Source organism: Rariglobus hedericola, from assembly GCF_007559335.1.
In the GTDB taxonomy this organism is placed as follows: domain Bacteria; phylum Verrucomicrobiota; class Verrucomicrobiia; order Opitutales; family Opitutaceae; genus Rariglobus; species Rariglobus hedericola.
Genome location: NZ_VMBG01000002.1, coordinates 539,935 through 560,654 on the forward strand (window position 1 = coordinate 539,935; position 20,720 = coordinate 560,654).

A 20,720-nucleotide genomic window follows, 5' to 3' on the forward strand; every position below is an offset into this window, starting at 1 on the left:
CGTGCGGGCCTTCGTTTGCCGTATGGGGTTGGTGTAGGGCGTGTATGGATACTGTGACCCTGAATAAACGTGCATGAAGTTGCACGATTTTATGGCTCATGTAATTGGCCTGCGATGCATTCCCGTGATATAGTTTGAACTAGAATTCAGCATGAATGCATTGACGTGGCACAACGAAACAATTCCCCTGTCAGGGTTTTCCCCTATGCGTTTACCCCTGCGCCGAATTTCGTCCTCACTTGGTCCTGCTCGCTTTGCCTGCGGTCTGGGTGTTGCCGTGGTCACCGCAGCCGGCGTGCAGGCACAGATTCAAGTGCCGCTTCCGCAGGTTTTGAGTGAGGCGGATACGCAGATCAAGGCCCGTAAACCCGCCGATGCCGCGCCGTTGCTCGACATGGTTCTGGCCCGTGCGGAAAAGGGCGAGGCGCTTCCTTCCGGCGTGTCGTTGTCCAACGTGCAGTTGCTGGCGGCCAATACCAATTTTCAGCTTCAGAATTTTGCCCGCGCGGAGGAGATCGCCACTGCGATGCTCAAGACTACCACGACCGGCCAGGCCGCGGCGGATGGTCGTTTGGTGCTGGGTCTCTCGCTCGCACTGCAGAAGAAATTTGCCGAAGCCGTGCCCGTTTTTCAGGCGTTGGAGGAATCTCCGGTCTATCGCGACAAGGCGCTCATGTATCGTTCGATGGCTGCGCAACAGGCCAACCAGCCCGAGGTCGCCATCGACGCCCTCAACCGCCTGCTCGCATCGGCGCCGCGTGATGCGGACTGGGCCGATTCCGCTCTCACTCTGATTGCCCTGCAACTCCAGCAGAAGAACCCCGATGCGGCGCGTCGCGGTCTGGAACTCCTGCGCGGCAGCATGAGCACGGTGGACAACCTCGCAGGCCTCAACGTCCTCAGTCTCCAGTTGGGCGATACATTGCTGGGTTCCAATGATCTCGCGGGTGCTTTGACCGCTTATCGCACGGTGCTGCCACGCTCCGAGCTCCTGCGCATGCAGAAGCAGCGCACTGCCCGCATGGAGAGCCAGCTGGCCCGTCAGAAATCGATGTTTCGCGGTTCGGTGACGGATGCCGACAGCGTTCGCCGCATCGAGGCGCGCATCAAGGCAACCAAGGAAGCGCTCGATGAGATTTCGAAGCGCGCGGATTATGACGCGACCCTGTTTTATCGCCTCGGCCACACGTTCCTGCTCCGTGGTGGCGCGTGGGAGTCGGCAATCGTTCTGGAGCGCTTGCTGAAGGAATACCCGCAAGCCGAGGAACGTGAACTCGCTTACTCGGATCTCGTGCGCGCCTATGCCGATTCCGGCCGGGTGGATCGCATGCGCACCGCGCTGGATGATTTCATGCGGGCGATTCCCGAGAGCAAACTGCTGCCGCAGGCCCTCTACGTTGCCGCGCAGACGGCGTTTGATCGCGGTCGCGCGGACCTCCAGCTGGAGTTTCTTGAAGTGGGCGTGAACAAGTTTCCCGACGCCGAACTCACCGAGTTCATGGTGCTCATGCAGGCCAACGCGCATTTCGCCGGTGGCAAGTTTGATGAGGCCCGCGCCGATGCCGAGAAATACGTCGCGAAGTATCCGCAGGGACGTTTCGCCGAGGATGCGACTTATCTACGCGCGATGGCCACGCTGGTGCTCGGTCGCGCCGGCGATGCCATCAAGGAGATCAACGAATACATCGCGAAATACCCCGAGGGGCGTTTTGTCGCCGATGGTCGTTACCGTATCGCTGCCGCGCAGTATGCGATGCAGGATTACGCGGCTGCCGAGAAGCAGTTGGACGCCTGGCTGGCGGATTTCCCCGTCGATCACGCCCAGCGCGGCGAAGCCCTTTCCACGCAGGGTGATGTTTATGCCGGCGAAGGCCGCATTGATGACGCCATTGCCAGCTATCGCGCGGCCATGTCGGCGTCGCTCTCCGACGACCAGCTGGGCTACGTCCTCGATGAGCTGACCAAGCACTACCAATCCAAGCGCGATTACAACACCGCCGCGGTGATGTGGGAAGACTTCGCCCGCGAACGCCCTGATCATCCGTTTGTGATCAATGCCGCCTACTGGATCGGCCGCCTGCGCGGTCGTGAAGGCAAGCCGGATGTCGCCATCACCCAGATGGGTGAGATTGCCCGCCGTTACCTCACCGATCCCAATCGTGACGCGGTTGAGCGCTTGCTGACTCAGATGGCCGCCCTGCTGGCCCGCAATCCCCGTCCGGGTCCCGATGGCGTGCGTCCGCCTGCGCCTTCCAACGAAGAGATCGCGGCGCGTGTTGAAAAGGAATTGGTCACCGATGCGACCAAGCACCAGGACACGGTCAAAGCCCGTGTGCTGTTCACCGAAGCCGAGGTTGCCTCGCTCCGTAAGAACCCTGCGCTGCGCGATGAACTCCTGTCGCGCATTGGCGACGAAATCGCTCCCGAGGCCCTGCCTCCCGGTTTGCTCGGCCGCGTCGGCGACCTGCTGCGCCAGCAGGGCAAGCTGGATCGCGCCCGCGCTTGTTATGACCAGCTCGTGTTGCGTTATCCGCGCTCGATGTATGCGGATTTTGGTTACGTCGGCTTGGGCGAACTGGCCTATCTGGCCGGCGATTACGACAACGCGCTCATCCATTTCACCAACGCGATTGATCGTGCCGGCGCCCGCTTCAAACTCCTCGAAGCCACGCTCGGCCGCGCGAAGACCCTGCTGGCCGCCGGCAAGCTTGATGAGTCCAAGGAGCTCTTCGAGCAGATCGCCAGCAACCGTGCCTGGCGCGGCGAAGCCACGGCGCAGAGCATTTATTCACTGGGCGAAATCCTGTTGAAGCGCGGTGCTTCCAACGATCTCGCGCAGGCCCAGGCGCATTTCCAGCGCGTGTTTATTTCCTACAAGAAGTTCACGCCTTGGGTGGCCCGCGCCTACCTGCGCAGCGGCGAGACCTTTGAAAAGCAGGGCCAGCCGAAGGAAGCCTTGGCCACTTATCGTGAAATGATCCGCAATCGCGACCGGTTCGAATCGTATCCTGAGCTGGGCAAGGCGTTGGAACGCGCGAAAGTCCTCGAACTCCAAGTGCCCGATTCACCCGCCGCAGCGGCGACCACCACGGGAGGTGCCTCATGAAAAAGCTTATCTGTGCATTGTTGGCCCTCGCCGCGGTTTCACCGCTGTGCGCCCAGCGCTTCATCCTCAAGGATGGCAAGGCGCTCAACCAGGCCGACGTTGTCCTGAAAGACGGCAAGCTGGTGCGTGCGGTCGCCGCAGGTGCGGAGGTGTCCTACCCGTTGTCCCAAGTGGCCCGTCTCGACTGGCCTGAGCCCGAAGAGGTCGAGCAGGCGCGCCAGCTCGTCGCGGCCGGCAAGGGCGTCGAGGCCGAGGAAAAGATCACCCCGATCTACCGCCAGTTCGCGCCTTATTCCAAATTGCCCGGTTCGTGGTGGGGTGAGGCTGCGTTGATTCGTGCCCGCGCTTTGCTTGCCCAGCAGAAGAACGACGAAACCGAGCGCGCCGCCCGTGAGCTGATGTCTACATCGACGGATTCGGAAACCGTCGCCGCCGCCCAGCTGATCATGGCGCGCATCCAGATGCTCCTGAACAAGGCGGATATCGCCGACGCGATGCTCGACGAAATCATGCGTAAAGACGCCTCCTCCGAGATCGAGGCGCGCGCCGCGATCCTTCGCGGTGACATTGCCTACGCCCGCAAGGAGTTCTCCAAGGCGCTCGAATTTTATCTCCAGGTTCCCGTTTTTTATGGAACCGAAGATGCCGTGATGCCGGTCGCACTTTTGGGCAGCGCCCGCGCCTATCGTGGCTACGGTGACTCCGCGCGTGCCGAGCGCGCGTATCTCGACATCATCGTAACCTATCCCGACACTGCCGAGGCGGCGGTTGCCAAGACCGAGTCCGCCCGCCTCTGACCCCTTTTGCTTTCTTAAAAACAACTCTCCCGCGAATTATGAAATCCTCCCTCCGCCGTCTCACTGGTTTCGCCGCCCTGCTCACCGCCAGCCCGCTTGCCCTGCTTGCCCAGAGCGCAGCCGCCGCCGCCCCCACTGTCGTTAAAAAATCGCTCCTCCAGGAGCTCAGCGCCCCGGCGATCATCCCCCTGTGGATCTGTTCGGCGCTGATCGTCTATCTCGTGATCGATCTCTACATGAAGACCGCTCACAAGCAGTTCGTCTCGCCCGTCGCGGTCGAGGCATTCCGTTCGTTCTTTCGCGCCGGTGATTATCATGGCGCCTACAACTGGGCCCGCGCCAATCCCGGCATTCTCGCCAACGTCATCTATGCCGGCCTGAAGCATGCCCCCAGCGGCAAACAGGCTGCTGAAGATGCGATGGGCTCAGCCATCATCGGTGAAAACTCCCGCTTCCAGAGCAAGATCGCCTACCTCTCCGTCATCGGCGTTATCGCGCCCATGATCGGCCTCACCGGCACGGTCGTCGGCATGATTCAGGCGTTCGCGGCGATGGGCCAGGCCGGTGCGGCCGATCCCTCGAAGCTCTCGGGCGCCATCGGCCACGTGCTCCACGCGACCGCCTCGGGTCTGGCCGTCGCCATTCCGGCGTTCGTGTTCTACTACCTCATCCGTAATCGCGTGGGCCACTCGATCCACGCGCTGTCCGACACCGCCAACGACCTTTTCCGCAAATTCCCTTACAGCCATCTGGCCGAAGTGGAGTTCGAAGGCGGCGAGAGCTTCGCTGCCACGCCCAACTGGGTGGCCGGTGGTCCGACCTACGTTCAGCCCGGTCACGCCCAAGAGGCCTGATCATCCCCCCGCGCAGGGCATTCATTTTCCCCGCGCTCAATTCCAACCCTTTAACTTCTTAAACTTATGGCAGGTGGTGGTGGCGGAGCGGAGGGCGATCCCGAATTCCAAATAGCCCCGATGATCGACGTGTTACTCGTGCTGCTCATTTTCTTTATGAGCATCGCGACGACTGCGGTCTCGCGTTATGACCCAAGCATCGAGCTCCCCGTGGCGCCCGATGCCAACAAGAAGGAAGACTCTGAAGGCGAACTTGTCTTCAATGTCGCCTGGAAGGCTCAAACGCAGAGTGCCGTCACGACCTTCGAAGAACACGCCGTCAATCTGGACGATGTGGTCTCGACGCTCATCGCCCGCAAAAAGGCCGACCCGAAGGTTCGCGTGCTTGTGCGTAGCGACGGCCTCACACCCGTTCGTTATGTTTCCGCCGTGGTGGAAGCCGCCGCCAAGGCCGGCATCTCCGACGTGACCTTCGCCACCCTCAGCCGCTGATTTACCGACCATGAAAATGCCCATCCAGCAGGCCAACCCCGACGTGGGCTTCCAGATCGCGCCCATGATCGACGTGGTGTTCGTGATCCTCGTGTTCTTCATGGCCCTGGCCGCGCAGATCAAGATCGAGCAGATTCTCCAGACCAAGCTCCCTGGCATCTCGGTTTCTTCGGCGACCACGGAGTTTGTCGACGAGCAGATTCTCAGCGTCAGTGAAGACGGCGAAGTTTCGCTCAACGACGAATCCTACGACTCCCCGCAGAGCCGCGAATTGCCCCAGCTCACCGGCACGCTGATGCGCCTCAAGAGCTCGAGCGACGCCGCGAAGAGCAAGCTCGTGGTAACGCTGATCAGCAATCCCGAGTCTCCCTATTACCGCACGATCGACGTGCTCAACGCACTGGCCGTCGCCGGTATCACCAACGTGACTTTCACCTCCGACTCGGAGGAATAATCCCATGTCCGAGGAGACCCCAAAAAAGCACCCCAATCTCTACAAGCGCGTCACGGCCAGCGTGCCGTTGCTCGTCACGGTCATCGTGCACGTCGTGCTGATCGCGATCGCAGGCTACTTTGTGGTGAGCGAGCAGATCATCGGAAAAAAGAAGATCATGGAGGCGGCCTCGGCCACCGAGTCGGTCGCGCAAAAACAGGTTGAACACCGCCTGCAGGTCGCCCGCAAAGGCGGCGGCTCCGCCAGTTCTTCACCGGTTTCGGCCTCACGTATTTTCTCCACGGCGGACAACGCCCTTCAGATGCCCGCCATGCCCGACCTTCCGTCGGTTGGCGCGAGCTCGCTCAGTGGCATGGGCTTCGGCGCCGGCATGGGTGCGGTGGGCACTGGCACGGGTTACAACACCGGTCTCGGTGGCGGCAATGGTCTCGGCAGCGGGTTCATGAGCATGAGCTTCCTCGGCACGACCAGCCAGCGCGCCTCCAAAATAGTATTCGTGGTCGATGTCGGCACCGGCTTGATGGACATCCGCAAAGGTGGCTTTGAGGCGTTTCAAATCATCCGTGATGAAATGGCCAAGCTGATCAGCCGCCTGCCCCCGAGCGCGGAGTTTGGCGTCGTATTATTCGAGACCGGCACGTCCGGCACTGATGGCGCTGTCACGTCGTTCGAGCGCACCTTGCTGCCCGCCACGGTGGCCAACAAAGAGCGACTGTTCGAGTGGATCAAACCGATCAATGCGGACTCGGCCCGCGTCGGCATCCAGTCGGTTCCCAATCGCGTCACCTGGAGACCGAAGCCCATCACCAATGCCGGTCTCGATGAGACTTTGTATGTTCCGCTTTGGACGCGTGCGTTGCGCGCCTCGTTGGAGCTCCAGCCTGACACGGTTTATCTCATCACGGGCAGCGCTGGTGCCCAGCGCCGCAAAGTGAGCGAGAGCGAACTAGCCAAGCGCAAACGGGAGAACGACGACTACATCGCCGATCTCAAACGGGAAGGATTGGACATGGCTGCCGTGGGTGCCGCCCGCGGCGCAGCCATGAACAAGGCCCGCGCCGAATTCGACGCGATCAACGCCAAGCTCAAGGCGCAGGGTAAGTCGCCTTTCATTATCCAAGACATCAAACGCGTGTTTGACGGTGACTTTCAGGCGGCGCTTAAACGCATCGGTGAAAGCATCAAACTGGACACCAAGGGCTGGACCACCAAGAGCGGAAAAGTCCTTTGGTGGACGGGCTACAGTGAGTGGGAGAACGCCGAATACTCCGATGTGATCATGTATATTTCCCAAATGCAGCGTGCATTGCTCAAGGATCGCGCCGCGTTGAACATCTTCCTTTTTGTCGGACCGAACGAGGAGCCAAAGGTGTCCATGGAGAACCTTGGAAAGACCAGCTCGCGTAACGGCGGCAAGTTTGAGCTGATCACCACCAAGCGCCTGCAGGAACTGTCCAAGCGCGACGAGCAGAAGAAATAAGCGAGGGCGAGTCCCACGCTTGCGAGGCGGGCCGTGCGGCGTTTGGCTGCACGGCATGGCTGTTAAAAAACTCCTTCACACCCGCTACCGGGTAAACGAGATCGAGCGCACGGTTAAGTTTTATCAGGACGCGCTCGGGCTCACGGTCTCCCGCCGCCACACCTCCCCGCGCGGTGCGCAGCTCGTATTTCTAGCCACGCCGAACAGCGACGAGGAAATCGAACTTTGTCAGATGCCCGCGGGCGCCGAGCCGGTCAAGGTGCAGGCCGATCTCACTCACCTCGCGTTCGAGGTCGAGGACCTGAAGGCCTTTGCCGCTGAACTGAAGGCCAAGGGATTCGAACTCAGCGACGGTCCCACGACGACGGGTAGCGGTTCGTTGATCGCCTTCATTGATGCGCCTGAAGGCTACGAAATCGAATTGATCCAGCGTTCGTCGAAAGGCTGACGTGGGCAATACGGCAAACGTCTGCGAGAATCGGTGGCTGACGGCGTGGCCCGATGCGCTGGCATTTGTCGCCGGCCTTGCGATCGCGAGGTTCGCGGGCTGGAACACGGGCGATTTGATTTGGAGCCTGTGGCTGTCGAGTTTGGTGGTGGGCTATACCATGATCGTTTGGACGATCTTCAGCCGTGCGTGGGGACGTGCCGGCGAGATGCTGGGCGGCTTGTTCCTGTTGGCCTTCTTCACGGTGCATTTCGGGATGTTTCATTTCGTGCACTCGATGTTTCTCGAACAGTTCTTCCCTTTGGATGGGGTTCGCGGCGAGGGCGGTCCGGATTACCTCGAAGTGGTGGCGCGGTATGCGATCTGGCTGCCGGTGGCATTTTTTGCAGAGCGAGCAGCGTTTCGCCGGCCACCACCACGCGTTGATAATGTTTCGGTCAATGCGGGTGACATCGAAGCCCGCAAAGCGCGGGATGGCGGGGCGTTGATGATGAAACCCTACGTCAACGTGATCCGGTTGCACCTGTTGATTTTCTTCTTCGCCTTCGCCCACGCCATGAAATGGGAGAGCTTCGCGATCTACGCCGTGGTTTACGCCGTATATTTTTTCCCGTGGCGACTGGTGCTAAAGTCGTAAGATACGGTGAGCGTTTAGGTGTGTCGTAAGCGGATGGTGAGTATGAGGTCGTAAACTCGATAACCGCGGTTTGGGATGAGCCGTGAAATCGATTATGCTGGGCATGTTGTTAGTCATGGCATCGCTTCTGCCCGTGCGTGCCGTGGTGATCCCTCATTTCACCATGCAAAAGATGGCGGTGGTGTCCGATGTCGTCGTGCTCTGTGAGGAAGTGGAGATTGGCTACAACGTGACGGAGTATCCCACTTGGACCTATCGGGAAGCGTTTGCCCGCTGCAAATCCCTGCGCGTGTTCAAAGGTGTGCTCGAAGAGGGAAAGGAGTTCACTGTAAAATACGCGCCGGTAAGCCGGCGGCCGCTTCGTAAAGGTATGCGAGAAAAACATGCCGATGGCGTAATTGCGGAAACGCCGGCCGAGTATTTTCCACCGGGGAGAGCTCTTTTGTTTTTAACGGCGACCAAAGAAGTCGGCATCTACGCCGTTCAAGGAGCCAAGCTCATTCAGCAGGATGAGATTTTTGATCTGGGCGGCGACCATACTTGGGAAAGAGAAATTCTGCCTCAGCAGCAGCCGGAGAACAGTGTGCTCGGTGAGTGTTTGAAGTATGGAGAAGCCGAACTCGTGGCAGACTATCTGAAGGGGATGAAGCTCTTGGAGGATTCTTCTATTCCTCCTCAGTTCGAGGTTGTTTACCGGAAGGATCCCTTGGCGAACGATCCGGTGAAAACTCAGATCGTTGCGGTGGCGTTGAGTCTGATTCCCCTGCTAATGATCGGCGTGGGCTATCGGATATGCCGGCCGCGTTTACCTAAGGCTAGGATGCTTCGCCGGGGCTTGTTGGTTTTCGTAATGGTGGGAGCCGTCGTAACGGGGGTTCAGGTGTATGCGGTTAGCGCGATATGGGCGCAACGACCCGTGCGCTGGGCGAACATTCACACGGGTATGACGTTGGGCGATCTACGCTGCTTTATTACGAGCTATGAATCCTATCCTGATTACTTGATGAAGCAAAACGGGGAGCGTCTGATGATCCATCGAGTGGAGGGGATTAATATCCATGGCTCGTGGCAGCTCAGAGTTCGCTACGATGCCAACGAGGTGATCGGAAGCGCGATGATCACTTATCGAGGAAACTTTAGCTGGTTGATTCCTTCGACTCGACTGGGCCGCGTGAGTAACGAAAGGCTACCTAGGGGCTGACGGTTTTTCCGTAGGCGCGTTCGTAGGCGAAGAGGTATTGTTGGGCCAGGCCAGCGAAGGTTCCGAAGTGCATGCGGCCAAAGTGCGCCACTTGTTCCGGCGTCCACTCATCAAGCGCATAGCGACGGGCCATGGCTTTGATGATCCATGTATCCACGGGAAACGCCTCGAGTTTGCCCGCGCCGAAAAGGAGCACGCAGTCCGCGACCTTGGCTCCGACACCGGGCAACGTCATCAGGCGCGCCTTGGCCTCGGCGTAAGGCGCGGCTTCGGTGGCTTCCAGCCAGCCGGGATTGGCGGCAATGAACTGGGCGGTTTGGTGAATGTAGCGGGCGCGAAATCCCAGCAGGCAGGCCCGCAGTTCGATCTCGGATGCTGTCGCGAGCTCGGGCCATGTTGGTAATCGATGCAGGCTGTTGGTCCCGGCCAGCGGGGCGCCGTGGCGTTGGGCGAGCAAGGCGATCATTTGTTTGATCTGCACGATTTGCTTCGTCGCGCTGCAAAGAAAACCGAGGAGGGTTTCGCCAAAAGGCTGACGTAGAATTGTCAGGCCAGAAAACGCGTTGAGGCAGCGTGCGAGATGGGTATCGCTTCGCCAGGGCAGCGCATCGACCGCGGTGGCGGTGTCATGGCCAAACAAATACAACGGCAGCGCTGTGCGAACGCGCGCGGCCAATGCCTCGGGTGCAGACCACTCCAGTCCGCCGTTGGAATTCATACGAAGGCGGACGACATGCTCGGCCCAGATACCGAGCCACGTGTCGTCGGGCTCGCGTTGCCACCGGAAGGCCTGACCTCCGTCGACCAATTCGGCGAGGGTGCCCGGCGTAAGCGCGGGCACCGCACCTTGGAGTAATGCAAAAGGCGTCCAGCCGGCGGCTGATGAAATGACGGACGTATTCAGGGGAAGACGAGCGTGGTCGAATTACTCATATCGGCCATCACAGTGAGCATGATGAGTGCTCCGGTGGGACCTTTGGTTTCGCCGACAAAGCTGGCGGTGACCTTCATGTTTTCGACTCGTTTGGATCCGGTGCGGGTCGCGGGTATGCGACCGTCTAGGACGATGGTGAAGGAGCCGGCTTTGGGGCTGATACCCGGGGGCAGGGGCGGCGCAAAACCGCTGAATGAAACATTGCCGGAGACAACCGCGACTTGTTTGTCACCGCTTCCTTCAATGGCTTCGAGCTTCATGGTGCCGGTCGACACGGGGATTTCGCCGACATCCTTGGCGATCGCAGTCTTGAGTTTTTCCAAGTCGGGTTGCCATGTCCCGCTCAACTCGACGGGTTTGTCCGTGCCGAAAAGAATCTGGTCGTTGTAGTTGGCCTCGTCGGTGGCGGTGACGAGTTTGAGCACTTCCTTTTGCTCCTTCGTGGCGACCTTGCCGTCGATGATGTAGGATTTCACGCCGGTGCCGATGGACTCCACGATGATTTGAGTGCCGGCGGGAAGGTAATCGGATTCAGGACCGCTGCTGCGGGAAACGCGCAGGGAGCGGATGGTGTAGGCGACTTTTTTAATGCCGCCGTGAGGGAAAAACGTGAGCGCTTTTGCGTCGGCTTCCATGGTGGCGGCGGTGTCTTCGAGCACCTGTTGTTGCACCACTTGAGTGCCTTGGCTGATGAGCATCCGCGATTTCTGGGAGGCTTTGACGGTGGCTTTGAAGAGCTGCCCTTCACGCCAAGGCGTGGTGAAATTAACGGAATACGTTTCTGCGTAGGAGAGCGTCGCGGAAGCCGTGATCGCGATGACGGCCAGCAGGAGGAGGAGGGACTTGGGCAGCAATCGAGGGAAGTTCATGGAGATGCCTTTGGTGAGTATAAACGAACACGCCGCCATCAGGGTGACGGCGGCGTGTTGCAAGTTGAAGGCTCTGCGGCGGAACTCAACCCAGCACTTTGGCGGAACCGGTCGGATATTCGACGAACGTCGACAGGAGTGCGTTGTGGATGTCGGAGATCTTGTTCTGCACGTCGTCGAGGAACTCGTGAAGGCCGTCGGCGATCACGCCGGGGACATCGATCATTTCCAGTTCGGCGCGCAGCTCACGGATGAGGCGGGCGGGCACATTGTCCTCCATGTGATGAACGGACACGGTGATCTGTCCGAGCGCCTGTTCGGCTTCCATGATGGAGAACAGAATGCTGCGCGGGAAAACCGCGTCGCGGAGGAGATAATCAACCACACGTTCGAGGTTGAGCTGGCCGCGACGGGAGCGCCGGAAGGCTTCAAAAGCTGAGCAGGAGCGCAACACGCTGGCCCATTGGATCATGTCGAGTGCTGAGCCCACAGTGTGGAGGCTGGGCAGGAGCATGTAGTATTTCACATCGAGGATGCGCGAGGTGTTGTCGGCGCGTTCGAGGTGACGACCGAGATCGAAGAACCACCACAAATCGGTGCGCGGGATCATCGAATCCGCGACGCCGTAGAAGAGCTGGATCTGCGTCTTGACGTGATTGAGATACACCGCGGAGCCGAGTTGGGCGTAGCGCGGATAGTCGTCGCTTTTGAGCTTCAGGTAAAACGTATTGAGCGTTTCCCAGACCTCGGAGGAAAGCTGGTCGCGGATGCAGCGGGCGTTTTCGCGGGCGGCGGAAATGCACGACATGATCGAGCTCGGGTTGCGCTTGTCGAAGATCATGAACTCGATGACGGCACGCTCGCTGGCGACTTTTCCGTAGAGTTCGAAGAACTTCTCCTGGTCGCCGGTGACGTAGACGAGCGGCTCCCAGGACTTCGGGTCATCGGCGGCCTGGCGCGACTGGAGGTCGAGCACGAGCTGGGCGTTGACGTCGATGGTGCGGGCGGTGTTTTCGGCACGCTCGAGCTGGCGGGCCATCCAATAAACGAGACTAGCGACGCGTGAAAGCATGGGAGTTAAACGATGATTTGTTCCTGCACCGGCATGGGCGGGTTGGTGACGTCGTCGTTGAGGACCCAGGTGTCCTTCGAGCCGCCGCCCTGCGACGAGTTGACGACGAGCGAGCCCTTGCGGAGCGCGACGCGCGTGAGGCCGCCCGGCATGATCTTGATGGTTTCGCCGTTGAGGATGTAAGGACGGAAATCGATGTGACGTCCCTCGATCGTGCCGCCTTCGCATACGCTGGGGCAGCGCGAGAGGCCGATGGTCGGCTGCGCGATGAAGTTGCGCGGGTTCGCAATGATCTTGGCGCGGAACTCCTCGATCTGCGTCTGCGTGCTGTGCGGGCCGACCAGCATGCCGTAACCGCCGGCCTCGTTGACGCTTTTCACGACGAGTTTTGGGAGGTTGGCGAGGATGTGGGAGAGCTCGTTTTCGTTGCCGGAGAGGAAGGTCTCGATGTTCGGGAGTATGGGGTCCTCGCCGAGGTAGAACTTGATCATCTTCGGCACGTAATAATACACGGCCTTGTCATCGGCCACACCGGTGCCGATCGGATTGCAGAGAGCAACGTTGCCCTTGCGGTAGGCCTCGAAAAGGCCGGGCACGCCGAGGAGCGAATCCTTGCGGAATACAGTCGGGTCGAGGAAGTCGTCGTCGATGCGGCGGTAGATCACGTGGACGGGCGCGAGTCCGTCGGTGCGGCGCATGTAGACCTTGTCGTTTTCCACGACGAGGTCGGAGCCCTCGACGATTTCGATGCCCATCTGGCGGGCGAGGAAACTGTGCTCGAAGTAGGCGGAGTTGAACACGCCGGGCGTGAGCAGCACGACGGTCGGCTCGGGAACGTGCGCGGGGGCGAGGTAGAGGAGAAGGTTGAGCAGGTCGTTGGTGTAATTCTCGACGGGGCGCACGCGGTAATCGCGCAGCATGGTCGGGAACACGCGCTTCATGACCTGGCGGTTTTCGAGCACGTAGCTGACGCCGGACGGGGTGCGGAGGTTGTCCTCAAGAACCGAATACACGCCCGCTTCGTCGCGGATCATGTCGGAGCCGTTGATGTGGACGTAGAGGTCCTTGGCGATTTTGCAGCCGACGAGCTCGGGGCGGAAATTCTTCGACGTCTCAATCATCTCGCGGGGCATGATGCCTTCCTTGAGGATGCGTTGCGGGCCGTAGATGTCGGCGAGGAACATGTTCAGCGCCGTCATGCGCTGGACGAGACCGCGTTCCAGGTGCGCCCATTCGTGGGCGGGGATGATGCGGGGGAGCAGGTCGAAGGGGAAAATCTTCTCGGTGCCGGCGTTGTCGGAATAGACGGTAAAGGTGACGCCGCGGTCGATGAACGTCTGGTCGGCGGTGCGCTGGCGGTCCATCAGCTCCGCCATGTTTTCAAGCAGGCCGAAGCGCTCATACAAACGCCGGTAGTGCGGACGGGATTTGCCCGGTGAGGCAAACATCTCGTCATAAAATTTACCGTGTTCGTAGTTCGCGAAGAGATCGGACATGTGAGTTGGGAGAATCGGTCACTCCGCCTTTTTGGGGGCGGGAGCGGATGCGTCGGGTTTGGACCAAAGGAAACTTTGTTGGGTTGCAAGTTCCGCGCCGTCTGCGCTGAGCAGACGAATTTTCCAAGCAACGGGGCGGGCTTGGGGGCTCGGCCAGTCTTTGCCGGTCAGGCCGAAGCGGGTCAGGTGGCTGCCGCGGGGAAGCGAAATGGCAAAGCTCTCGGTGCGCGCCTCGGGCGAGACCGGGGTGATGATTTGCAACTCGATCCACGCGACCTCGATGGCGGTGTCGGACTTGGTGCGGAGGTTAAAGTAGAAACCCTCACGCGAAGCCGGCTGGGTGCGCAGGATGGTGGCACCGCGGGTGTTTTCCTTGCCGTTGAAATATTCGGACACCCGCATGAAGGAAGCCGCCGGCATGTATTCGGGCAGCAGGCGAACGACTTCAATGCCACCAGCGAATGCGGAGGTTGAGCCTAGGGTGAGTGCGAGCAGAAGGGCGGGGAGACGCATGAAGAAGGATTTACGCGGCAGGCCGGCGTAGCACAAGGCCAGTCGCAGATTGTGTGCCAGCGAGTGAATGAAATTCATTCCAAGAGGTCACGAGTTTGGTCGAGGAAGGCGGGTTAAGAAGGAAAAGCAAAAGTTGGGATACGCCCAATTTCGGATAGTTTGTAACTTATTAAGTTACAAACGGGGTTGGCTGATCAGGGTTCGAGGCGGATGGTCTGGTAGCGGTGAACGCCGAGGAGGGCGGGGATCCAGCCTTTGACGTCGGGGTGGATCAGGTAGGTGCGGGTTCCAAAAAAGACCGGGGCGACGGGGGCTTCGGCGAGGACGATCGCTTCGGCCTGGCGCAGGAGTTCGAAGCGCTTCGCGGTGTCCTGTTCGCGGCCGGCGGCTTCGATGAGGCGGTCGTAGGCGGGGTTTTTCCAGCCGGTGTTGTTGTTGCCGCTGGTCGAGGTGAAGAGATCGGTGAAGGTGGCGGGGTCGTTGAAATCGCCTATCCAGCGCGAGCGCAGCACGTCGAAGGCGAGCGTCTGCATGGCGTCGATGTAAACGCGGTCATCCATGGTCGCGAGGGTGCACTCGATGCCGAGTTCCTTGCGCCACATCTGCTGGATGGCCTCAAAGACTTTGGTGTTGATCGGATCGTTGTTCATTTTGATCTCGAACTTCGGAAAGCCTTTGCCTCCGGGGAAACCGGCTTCGGTGAGCAGGCGGCGTGCGGCTTCGAAGTCGGTAGGCATCGAGGCGGACGACGTGTAGCCGGCGGTGTCGGGGGGCACGATTGAGTAGGCGGGCTTGCGGCTGCCGCGCATCACGGGTCCGGCGATGGCTTCACGGTCGATGGCGAGGCCGAGTGCGCGGCGCACGCGCACATCGGTGAAGGGCGCGCGGGTGCAGTTGAACCGGACGTAGAAGGTTTGGAGGATCGGATCGACGCGGAGTTTGGCCGGATCTTCGCGGCGCCAGGCGTCGAGACGGTCGGGCAGGACGTCGTAGGTGATGTGGACCTGGCCGGAGCGGAAGGCGCGTTCGTCCACGCCGGGGTCGGCGACGGGGAAAAACTTGACCGCTTCGATCTGGTTGGTCGCGGCGTCGTGGTGGCGCGGGTTTTTCTTAACGAGGATGTGCTGGTCGGGCTTCCACTCGGCGAGGACGAACGGGCCGTTGCCGATCAAGTTGCCGGGGCGCGTCCAACCGGTGCCGCGAGCGTGGGGATTGCCGGCTTTCAGGACCGAGGCGCGGTGGACGGGGAACCAGGCTTGGTGGGCGGTGAGCGACAGCAGGTAGGGCGTGGGGCGGGCCAACGTGAGCTGGAGCGTGCGGGCATCGAGGGCCTTGGCGCCGACTTGGGCGAAATCAGTGAGTTTGCCCGCGGTGTAGTCGGCGGCGCCGGCGAGCACGTCGAGCATGTAGGCGTATTCGGAAGCGAGCTTGGGGTTGAGAATGCGTTCGATGGAAAAAACAAAATCCTCGGCGGTGACCGGATCACCATTGGACCAGAGTCCGTCGGCGCGCAGTTGAAACGTGTAGGTCAGCCCGTCGGGCGAGATGTCCCAGCGTTCGGCGGCGCCCGGGAGCGGTTTCGAGGTGGCCTCGTCGATAACGGTGAGCCCTTCGAAGAGGGCGACGAGAATGTTGTAGTCCGTGTAAAGGACGGCGACGTGCGGATCGAGGTCGGCGGGTTCCGCGCCGTTGCCGATGAGCAAAGTCTTGGTGGCGCGTGCGGCGTCGACGGGAGTTTCGCGTTTGAAGCAGCCGGTGAACGACGACAACACAACCGCGAGCACGACGAGAATACGGAGCGACATGGCGCGTGCAGACAAACGCGGGCGGGAAAGGTGCGCAAGGCCGGGCAAAGACGCCGTGCTATTTCGTTGCCAGTGGCGGCGGGCGGAGGTTTGCACGAGGTATGCAATGGTATTACGCGATCGACGGACAGCGCCTCGGGCCTGTCACCCACTCTGAATTTGAACGGCTGGTGCAGGCGGGAACGATTTCCGGCGACGCGTTGGTCTGGCGCCAGGGCCTGGACCAGTGGAAGACATTGTCCGCGGTGATGGCACGCGATCCGGCGATGTTTGCCGGTATGCCGCCGCCGTTGCCGGCCGTTGAAGCGGAACCGGTTTTCGAGGAAGAGGTGGAGTTGGCAGAGCCTGAGGCGCCGCGTGTGTCCGGCCTGCAAGCCCGTGCGGTTCCCGTTGAGGCCGAGGCTCCGGTGCTGGCGGGTTTCTGGCTGCGCTTTGGCGCGCAAGTCGTGGATTTTCTGCTCTGGTGGATCGTCTGGCAGCTTTTGATTGGCGTGGTCGGCACGAAGTATTTTCCCGAGGCCATGGCGATCGCGCAAAAGGGGCCCGGTTATCAGGTGCAACCGGATGAATTGATCATGCTCGTGCGGTTTCTTGGCACGGCCTTTTTCATCGGGCTGGTCTGGGCGATTGTTTACGACCTGTTCTTCCTGCTGCGTTTCGCGGCGACGCCGGGCAAGCTGCTCTTTGGCATCCGCCTGGCGCAGGCCGACGGCCAGCCACTCGGTTTCATGCGCATCGTGGCGCGTTGCTTGGCCAAGGGCCTCGCGGGCTTCCCCACGCTGGGCATCGGTTTTCTGATCGCAGCGTTCGACGACCAGAAGCGCGGCTTGCACGATTTCTTCTGCAATACCCGCGTGTTCAAGAAGCGTTGAGGCGGCGCGAACCGGCTTCGTTCGCAGCCGGAGAAACTATTTTCTAAGAACCTGCACGCTGGCGCGTCATCCCGGAGAAGACCCATCCATGAACCCGGAGGCCGCCCATGAAAACGCAGGAGATTTTGTCCCATCCGCAGTCGCGGCGCATCAGGCGTCGCTGCTCCGTTACGCCACCCGACTGCTCGCCGGCGATGCCGAACGGGCGCGCGACGTGGTCCAGGATACGTTCGTCAAACTCATGGCGCAGCCGCGCGCCGCGGTGGAGGACCATCTTGCCGAGTGGTTGTTCACCGTCTGCCGCCACCGCGCGCTCGACGTGTTGCGCAAGGAGGGCCGCATGAAACGCTTTGCCGATGGAGAGGCAGAACGCGTGACCGCCGTCGATCCACGTCCGGGCCGCGCGCTCGAAGCCTCCGAAACCCACGCCGCGCTCCTGCGCCTCATCGGCTGCCTGCCGGTGAACCAGCAGGAAGTTATCCGTCTGAAATTTCAGAACGGATTCAGTTATAAAGAAATCAGCCGCATCACCGAGCACTCGGTCTCGAATGTCGGCGTCCTCATCCACACCGCGGTGCAACGGCTGAAGGCCGAATTCGCCGCTCAGCAACCCTGAGGAACCACGACCATGAATCACGATTCCCACGAAAATATTTTCCCCGCCGACCCCCGCATCACCGCCTACGCCTTTGGCGAACTGGAGGGCGACGAACTCAAACTCATCGAAGCGGCCGTTCAGGCCGATCCCGCGCTGCAAGCCGCCGTGGCGGAGCTGCGCGGTTTTGGCGACACGCTGACTTCTGTGCTCGGTGAAGAGCCGGCGGTCATTGAAGACGCCGCGCGGCCCGCGCCGGCTGCCGCGCCGAAGAAGCGCCGCGGTCTGCTCATTCCGTTTCCGTTGCATTACCTGGCAACCGCCGCCGCGGCGTGTTTCGCGGTCGTGGTGTGGGTGCGGCACGAGCCAACAAAGCCCGAGTTGGAGTCTATAGCCGCAGTCGAGAATACCACGCCCGTGTCCACACCGGCCGTTGCGTTTAAGGTAGCGGCTGAACCGCCGGCGCAAAGAGCGGTCGCACTCGTCGCAGCTGATACTTTTTCGCCTGCATCGGCACCTGTTGAGGTAAAGTTTGATCAGTCGCTTGGGATGAGCCCGGCTCCTGTGCGGCAGAATCTGGAGGCTGATGGAAAGTTGTTTGACCGCACCTCGATGGGCGCGGCCAAGCAATCTGAAGAGCAGGCCGTTGGCGGGATGATTTCGAAGGGTCGTAGTGATTATCTCGCCGGAAACATGTCGCAGGCAGAGGAAACTTTTCACGCCGTGCTGGCTGCTGATTCGGCTAATCCGCAAGCGAAGGCCTTTTTGACACGAATCCAGAAAGAAAAAGCAGAAATCGGTGAGCTCAACCGTAGTCGGAATCGCAAACAGATGCTCGAGGAAGTGAGTAATTCATGGCAGCGACCCGGCATTTACGCCGGAGATGTAGCGACGTCTGCACCGGTTCCTAGTAATAAGCCCTTAAGCCAAGTTGTTGTCACGGTGGGTGCGCCGCTGCGCTTTAAAGTAAAACCGTTGGAGGAAGTAAATTCCGCTCCATTGGGTGGCTACACTTCCGAATCCTACGCTCTGTCTGCCGACAATGCCTACCGCACCGTCGAGGCGGAACCGCTTTCGACGTTCTCCATCGATGTCGATACGGCGAGCTACAGCAACGTCCGCCGGTTTCTCACCAGCGGACGCCTGCCGCCGCGCGATGCCGTGCGCATTGAGGAACTGATCAACTATTTCCCGTATCGTTACGCCGCGCCGAAAACGGACTCGAAGGACGCGGCGCCTTTCGCCGCGAAGCTCGAAGTCGCTTCCGCTCCGTGGGCGCCGGCTCATCGTCTGGTGCGTGTCGGTCTGAAGGCTCGCGAATTCACCGCCGCCACGCGTCCGGCAGCCAACATCGTTTTCCTGCTCGATGTATCCGGCTCGATGAACTCGGCGAACAAGCTCCCTCTGGTGAAACAATCGCTGCGTCTCCTCGTCGAGCGTCTGCGGCCCGATGATCGCGTGGCCATCGTCACGTATGCGGGCAATTCCGGTCTCGCTCTGCCGTCCACGCCGGCTTCGCAGAAAAACGAAATCCTGGCGGCGCTCGATAATCTCAACGCCTCCGGCTCGACCAACGGCGCGATGGGCATCCACCTCGCCTACGATATCGCCAAGGCTAACTTCGTGGCCAACGGCGGTATCAACCGCGTCATCCTCTGCACCGATGGTGATTTTAATGTCGGCGTCACCAGCCGCACGGAGCTCGTGCAGCTCATCGAGGAAAAAGCCAAGAGCCGCGTCTTCCTGAGCGTATTCGGTTTCGGCATGGGCAACCTCAAGGACAACACGCTCGAGTCGCTGGCCGACAAGGGCAACGGCGCCTATGGCTACATCGACACGCGCCGCGAGGCGGAGAAGGTGTTCGTCGAACAGGTCGAGGGCACGCTCGCGACCGTTGCGAAGGACGTGAAAATCCAAGTCGAGTTTAACCCGGCCCGCGTCGCCTCGTATCGGTTGATTGGTTACGAGAACCGCATCCTCGCGAAGGAAGATTTCAACAACGACGCGGTCGATGCCGGCGACATTGGCGCGGGCCACACGGTGACCGCGCTCTATGAAATCGTGCCGGTCGGCGTGAACGCGGATGGCTCGGTGCGTCCGTTGGTCGATCCGCTCAAATATCAGCGGACGGAGGGCAACGTTCGCAAGCCTGCGGCTCGCACCACGGGTTCGCGCGAGTTGCTCACGCTCAAGATTCGTTACAAAGCGCCCGAGGGTGATGTGAGCAAGAAGCAGGAATTCCCGCTGATCGACACCGGCGCGGATTTCACGAAGGCCGATGGCGAATTCCAATTCGCCGCCGCGGTGGCGGCTTGGGGCATGTTGCTGCGCGATTCACCGCACAAGGGTTCGGCGACCTTCGAGCAAGTGGTCGGCTGGGCAGAGAACGGACTGGGCGACGACGCCGGCGGCTACCGTGCGGAATTCATCCAGCTCGTGCGCCGCTCGGCCGAATTAAAGTAACGGCTTGAGTGTCTTCCACACCGTCTCCGCCACGATCTTGTGGCCGGCGGCGGTGGGGTGGACGCCGTCGGGCAGGTTCAGCTCGGGCATGCCGCCTACGCCTTCGAGGAGAAACGGAATCAGTGTGGCATTGTTGGTTTGAGCGATCGCGGGGAAGATCGCGGAGAACTCGCGGGTGTAGGCCGCGCCCATGCTCACGGGCATTGCCATGCCGGCGATGACGAGTTTCACCGACGGATTTTTCGCACGGACTTTGTCGATGATGCCTTGAAGGTTTTTGGCGGCGACGGAGGGCGGGAGTCCGCGGAGGCCGTCGTTGCCGCCGAGTTCGAGGATAAATACGTCAACGGGCGTGCGCAGGATCCAGTCGATGCGGCGCAGGCCACCGGCGGTGGTTTCGCCGCTGAGGCCGGCGTTGATCACGCGGTAGGACAGTTTCTCGTCGGTGATTTTTTTCTGCACGAGGCCGGGAAACGCCTGAGTGGCGGAGTCATCGAGGCCGTAGCCGGCCGTGAGGCTGTCGCCGAAGAAGAGGATCGTCTTGGGCGTGTCGGCGTGCGCGGTCGAAAAAAACAACACGCAGGCGAAGAGAAAAGGGAACAGTGGCTTCATGAGTTGCTCAAAGCAGGACG

Annotated in this window: 19 protein-coding genes; 12 read left to right on the top strand and 7 right to left on the bottom strand. The window is 60.7% G+C overall.

Annotated features, from left to right (window positions below; translation table 11 throughout):
• Window positions 1-205 precede the first annotated feature (205 nt).
• The 9 genes from FPL22_RS12565 to FPL22_RS12605 all read left to right on the top strand — a co-directional run bounded on the left by FPL22_RS12565 (window position 206) and on the right by FPL22_RS12605 (window position 9,469).
• Complete coding sequence (locus FPL22_RS12565) at window positions 206-3,106, top strand: tetratricopeptide repeat protein (RefSeq protein ID WP_162525301.1); 2,901 nt, start codon at window positions 206-208, stop codon at window positions 3,104-3,106.
• Window positions 3,103-3,903: a tetratricopeptide repeat protein gene (locus tag FPL22_RS12570; protein WP_144230763.1), complete on the top strand. Its 801-nt coding sequence runs from the start codon at window positions 3,103-3,105 to the stop codon at window positions 3,901-3,903. The genes FPL22_RS12565 and FPL22_RS12570 overlap by 4 nt, the downstream gene beginning before the upstream one ends.
• A gap of 38 nt (window positions 3,904-3,941) precedes the next feature.
• Window positions 3,942-4,757, top strand: a complete 816-nt coding sequence (locus tag FPL22_RS12575) for a MotA/TolQ/ExbB proton channel family protein (protein ID WP_144230764.1) — start codon at window positions 3,942-3,944, stop codon at window positions 4,755-4,757.
• Between the two features lie 66 nt (window positions 4,758-4,823).
• Window positions 4,824-5,249 carry an ExbD/TolR family protein gene (locus tag FPL22_RS12580; protein WP_144230765.1) on the top strand — a complete coding sequence of 142 codons (426 nt, stop codon included), beginning with the start codon at window positions 4,824-4,826 and terminating at the stop codon, window positions 5,247-5,249.
• 10 nt (window positions 5,250-5,259) lie between these two features.
• Window positions 5,260-5,703: an ExbD/TolR family protein gene (locus FPL22_RS12585; RefSeq protein WP_144230766.1), complete on the top strand. Its 444-nt coding sequence runs from the start codon at window positions 5,260-5,262 to the stop codon at window positions 5,701-5,703.
• A 4-nt stretch (window positions 5,704-5,707) separates the two neighbouring features.
• Complete coding sequence (locus tag FPL22_RS12590; protein WP_144230767.1) at window positions 5,708-7,183, top strand: hypothetical protein; 1,476 nt, start codon at window positions 5,708-5,710, stop codon at window positions 7,181-7,183.
• 55 nt (window positions 7,184-7,238) lie between these two features.
• Window positions 7,239-7,631 carry a VOC family protein gene (locus FPL22_RS12595; RefSeq protein ID WP_144230768.1) on the top strand — a complete coding sequence of 131 codons (393 nt, stop codon included), beginning with the start codon at window positions 7,239-7,241 and terminating at the stop codon, window positions 7,629-7,631.
• Between the two features lies 1 nt (window position 7,632).
• Window positions 7,633-8,268: a DUF6498-containing protein gene (locus FPL22_RS12600; RefSeq protein WP_144230769.1), complete on the top strand. Its 636-nt coding sequence runs from the start codon at window positions 7,633-7,635 to the stop codon at window positions 8,266-8,268.
• 115 nt (window positions 8,269-8,383) lie between these two features.
• Window positions 8,384-9,469: a hypothetical protein gene (locus FPL22_RS12605; RefSeq protein ID WP_144230770.1), complete on the top strand. Its 1,086-nt coding sequence runs from the start codon at window positions 8,384-8,386 to the stop codon at window positions 9,467-9,469.
• On the opposite strand, the gene FPL22_RS12610 is transcribed toward FPL22_RS12605, so the two are convergent.
• The 6 genes from FPL22_RS12610 to FPL22_RS12635 all read right to left on the bottom strand — a co-directional run bounded on the left by FPL22_RS12610 (window position 9,459) and on the right by FPL22_RS12635 (window position 16,158).
• Window positions 9,459-10,310 (bottom strand): DNA-3-methyladenine glycosylase family protein, encoded by an 852-nt coding sequence (locus FPL22_RS12610; RefSeq protein WP_144230771.1) that lies wholly within the window; start codon window positions 10,308-10,310, stop codon window positions 9,459-9,461. The genes FPL22_RS12605 and FPL22_RS12610 overlap by 11 nt on opposite strands.
• A gap of 59 nt (window positions 10,311-10,369) precedes the next feature.
• The gene (locus tag FPL22_RS12615; protein ID WP_144230772.1) at window positions 10,370-11,335 is read right to left on the bottom strand and encodes a hypothetical protein; all 966 of its coding nucleotides are present in this window, start codon (window positions 11,333-11,335) and stop codon (window positions 10,370-10,372) included.
• A gap of 22 nt (window positions 11,336-11,357) precedes the next feature.
• Window positions 11,358-12,344 (bottom strand): alpha-E domain-containing protein, encoded by a 987-nt coding sequence (locus FPL22_RS12620; protein ID WP_144230773.1) that lies wholly within the window; start codon window positions 12,342-12,344, stop codon window positions 11,358-11,360.
• Between the two features lie 5 nt (window positions 12,345-12,349).
• Entirely contained in the window at window positions 12,350-13,840 is a 1,491-nt protein-coding gene (locus FPL22_RS12625) for a circularly permuted type 2 ATP-grasp protein (protein WP_144230774.1), read from the bottom strand.
• 18 nt (window positions 13,841-13,858) lie between these two features.
• Complete coding sequence (locus FPL22_RS12630; protein WP_144230775.1) at window positions 13,859-14,431, bottom strand: hypothetical protein; 573 nt, start codon at window positions 14,429-14,431, stop codon at window positions 13,859-13,861.
• A gap of 116 nt (window positions 14,432-14,547) precedes the next feature.
• On the bottom strand, window positions 14,548-16,158 hold the full coding sequence (locus FPL22_RS12635; RefSeq protein WP_144230776.1) for a peptide ABC transporter substrate-binding protein: 1,611 nt from the start codon (window positions 16,156-16,158) through the stop codon (window positions 14,548-14,550).
• 101 nt (window positions 16,159-16,259) lie between these two features.
• Between FPL22_RS12635 and FPL22_RS12640 the strand changes: the two genes are divergently transcribed.
• The 3 genes from FPL22_RS12640 (at window position 16,260) to FPL22_RS12650 (ending at window position 20,088) form a co-directional block, all read left to right on the top strand.
• The gene (locus FPL22_RS12640) at window positions 16,260-17,030 is read left to right on the top strand and encodes an RDD family protein (RefSeq protein WP_144230777.1); all 771 of its coding nucleotides are present in this window, start codon (window positions 16,260-16,262) and stop codon (window positions 17,028-17,030) included.
• A gap of 88 nt (window positions 17,031-17,118) precedes the next feature.
• Complete coding sequence (locus FPL22_RS12645) at window positions 17,119-17,646, top strand: RNA polymerase sigma factor (protein ID WP_144230778.1); 528 nt, start codon at window positions 17,119-17,121, stop codon at window positions 17,644-17,646.
• Between the two features lie 12 nt (window positions 17,647-17,658).
• Window positions 17,659-20,088, top strand: coding sequence for a VWA domain-containing protein (locus FPL22_RS12650; protein WP_144230779.1), 2,430 nt, complete (start codon window positions 17,659-17,661; stop codon window positions 20,086-20,088).
• On the opposite strand, the gene FPL22_RS12655 is transcribed toward FPL22_RS12650, so the two are convergent.
• Window positions 20,080-20,700, bottom strand: a complete 621-nt coding sequence (locus FPL22_RS12655) for an arylesterase (protein ID WP_144230780.1) — start codon at window positions 20,698-20,700, stop codon at window positions 20,080-20,082. The genes FPL22_RS12650 and FPL22_RS12655 overlap by 9 nt on opposite strands.
• Window positions 20,701-20,720 lie beyond the last annotated feature (20 nt).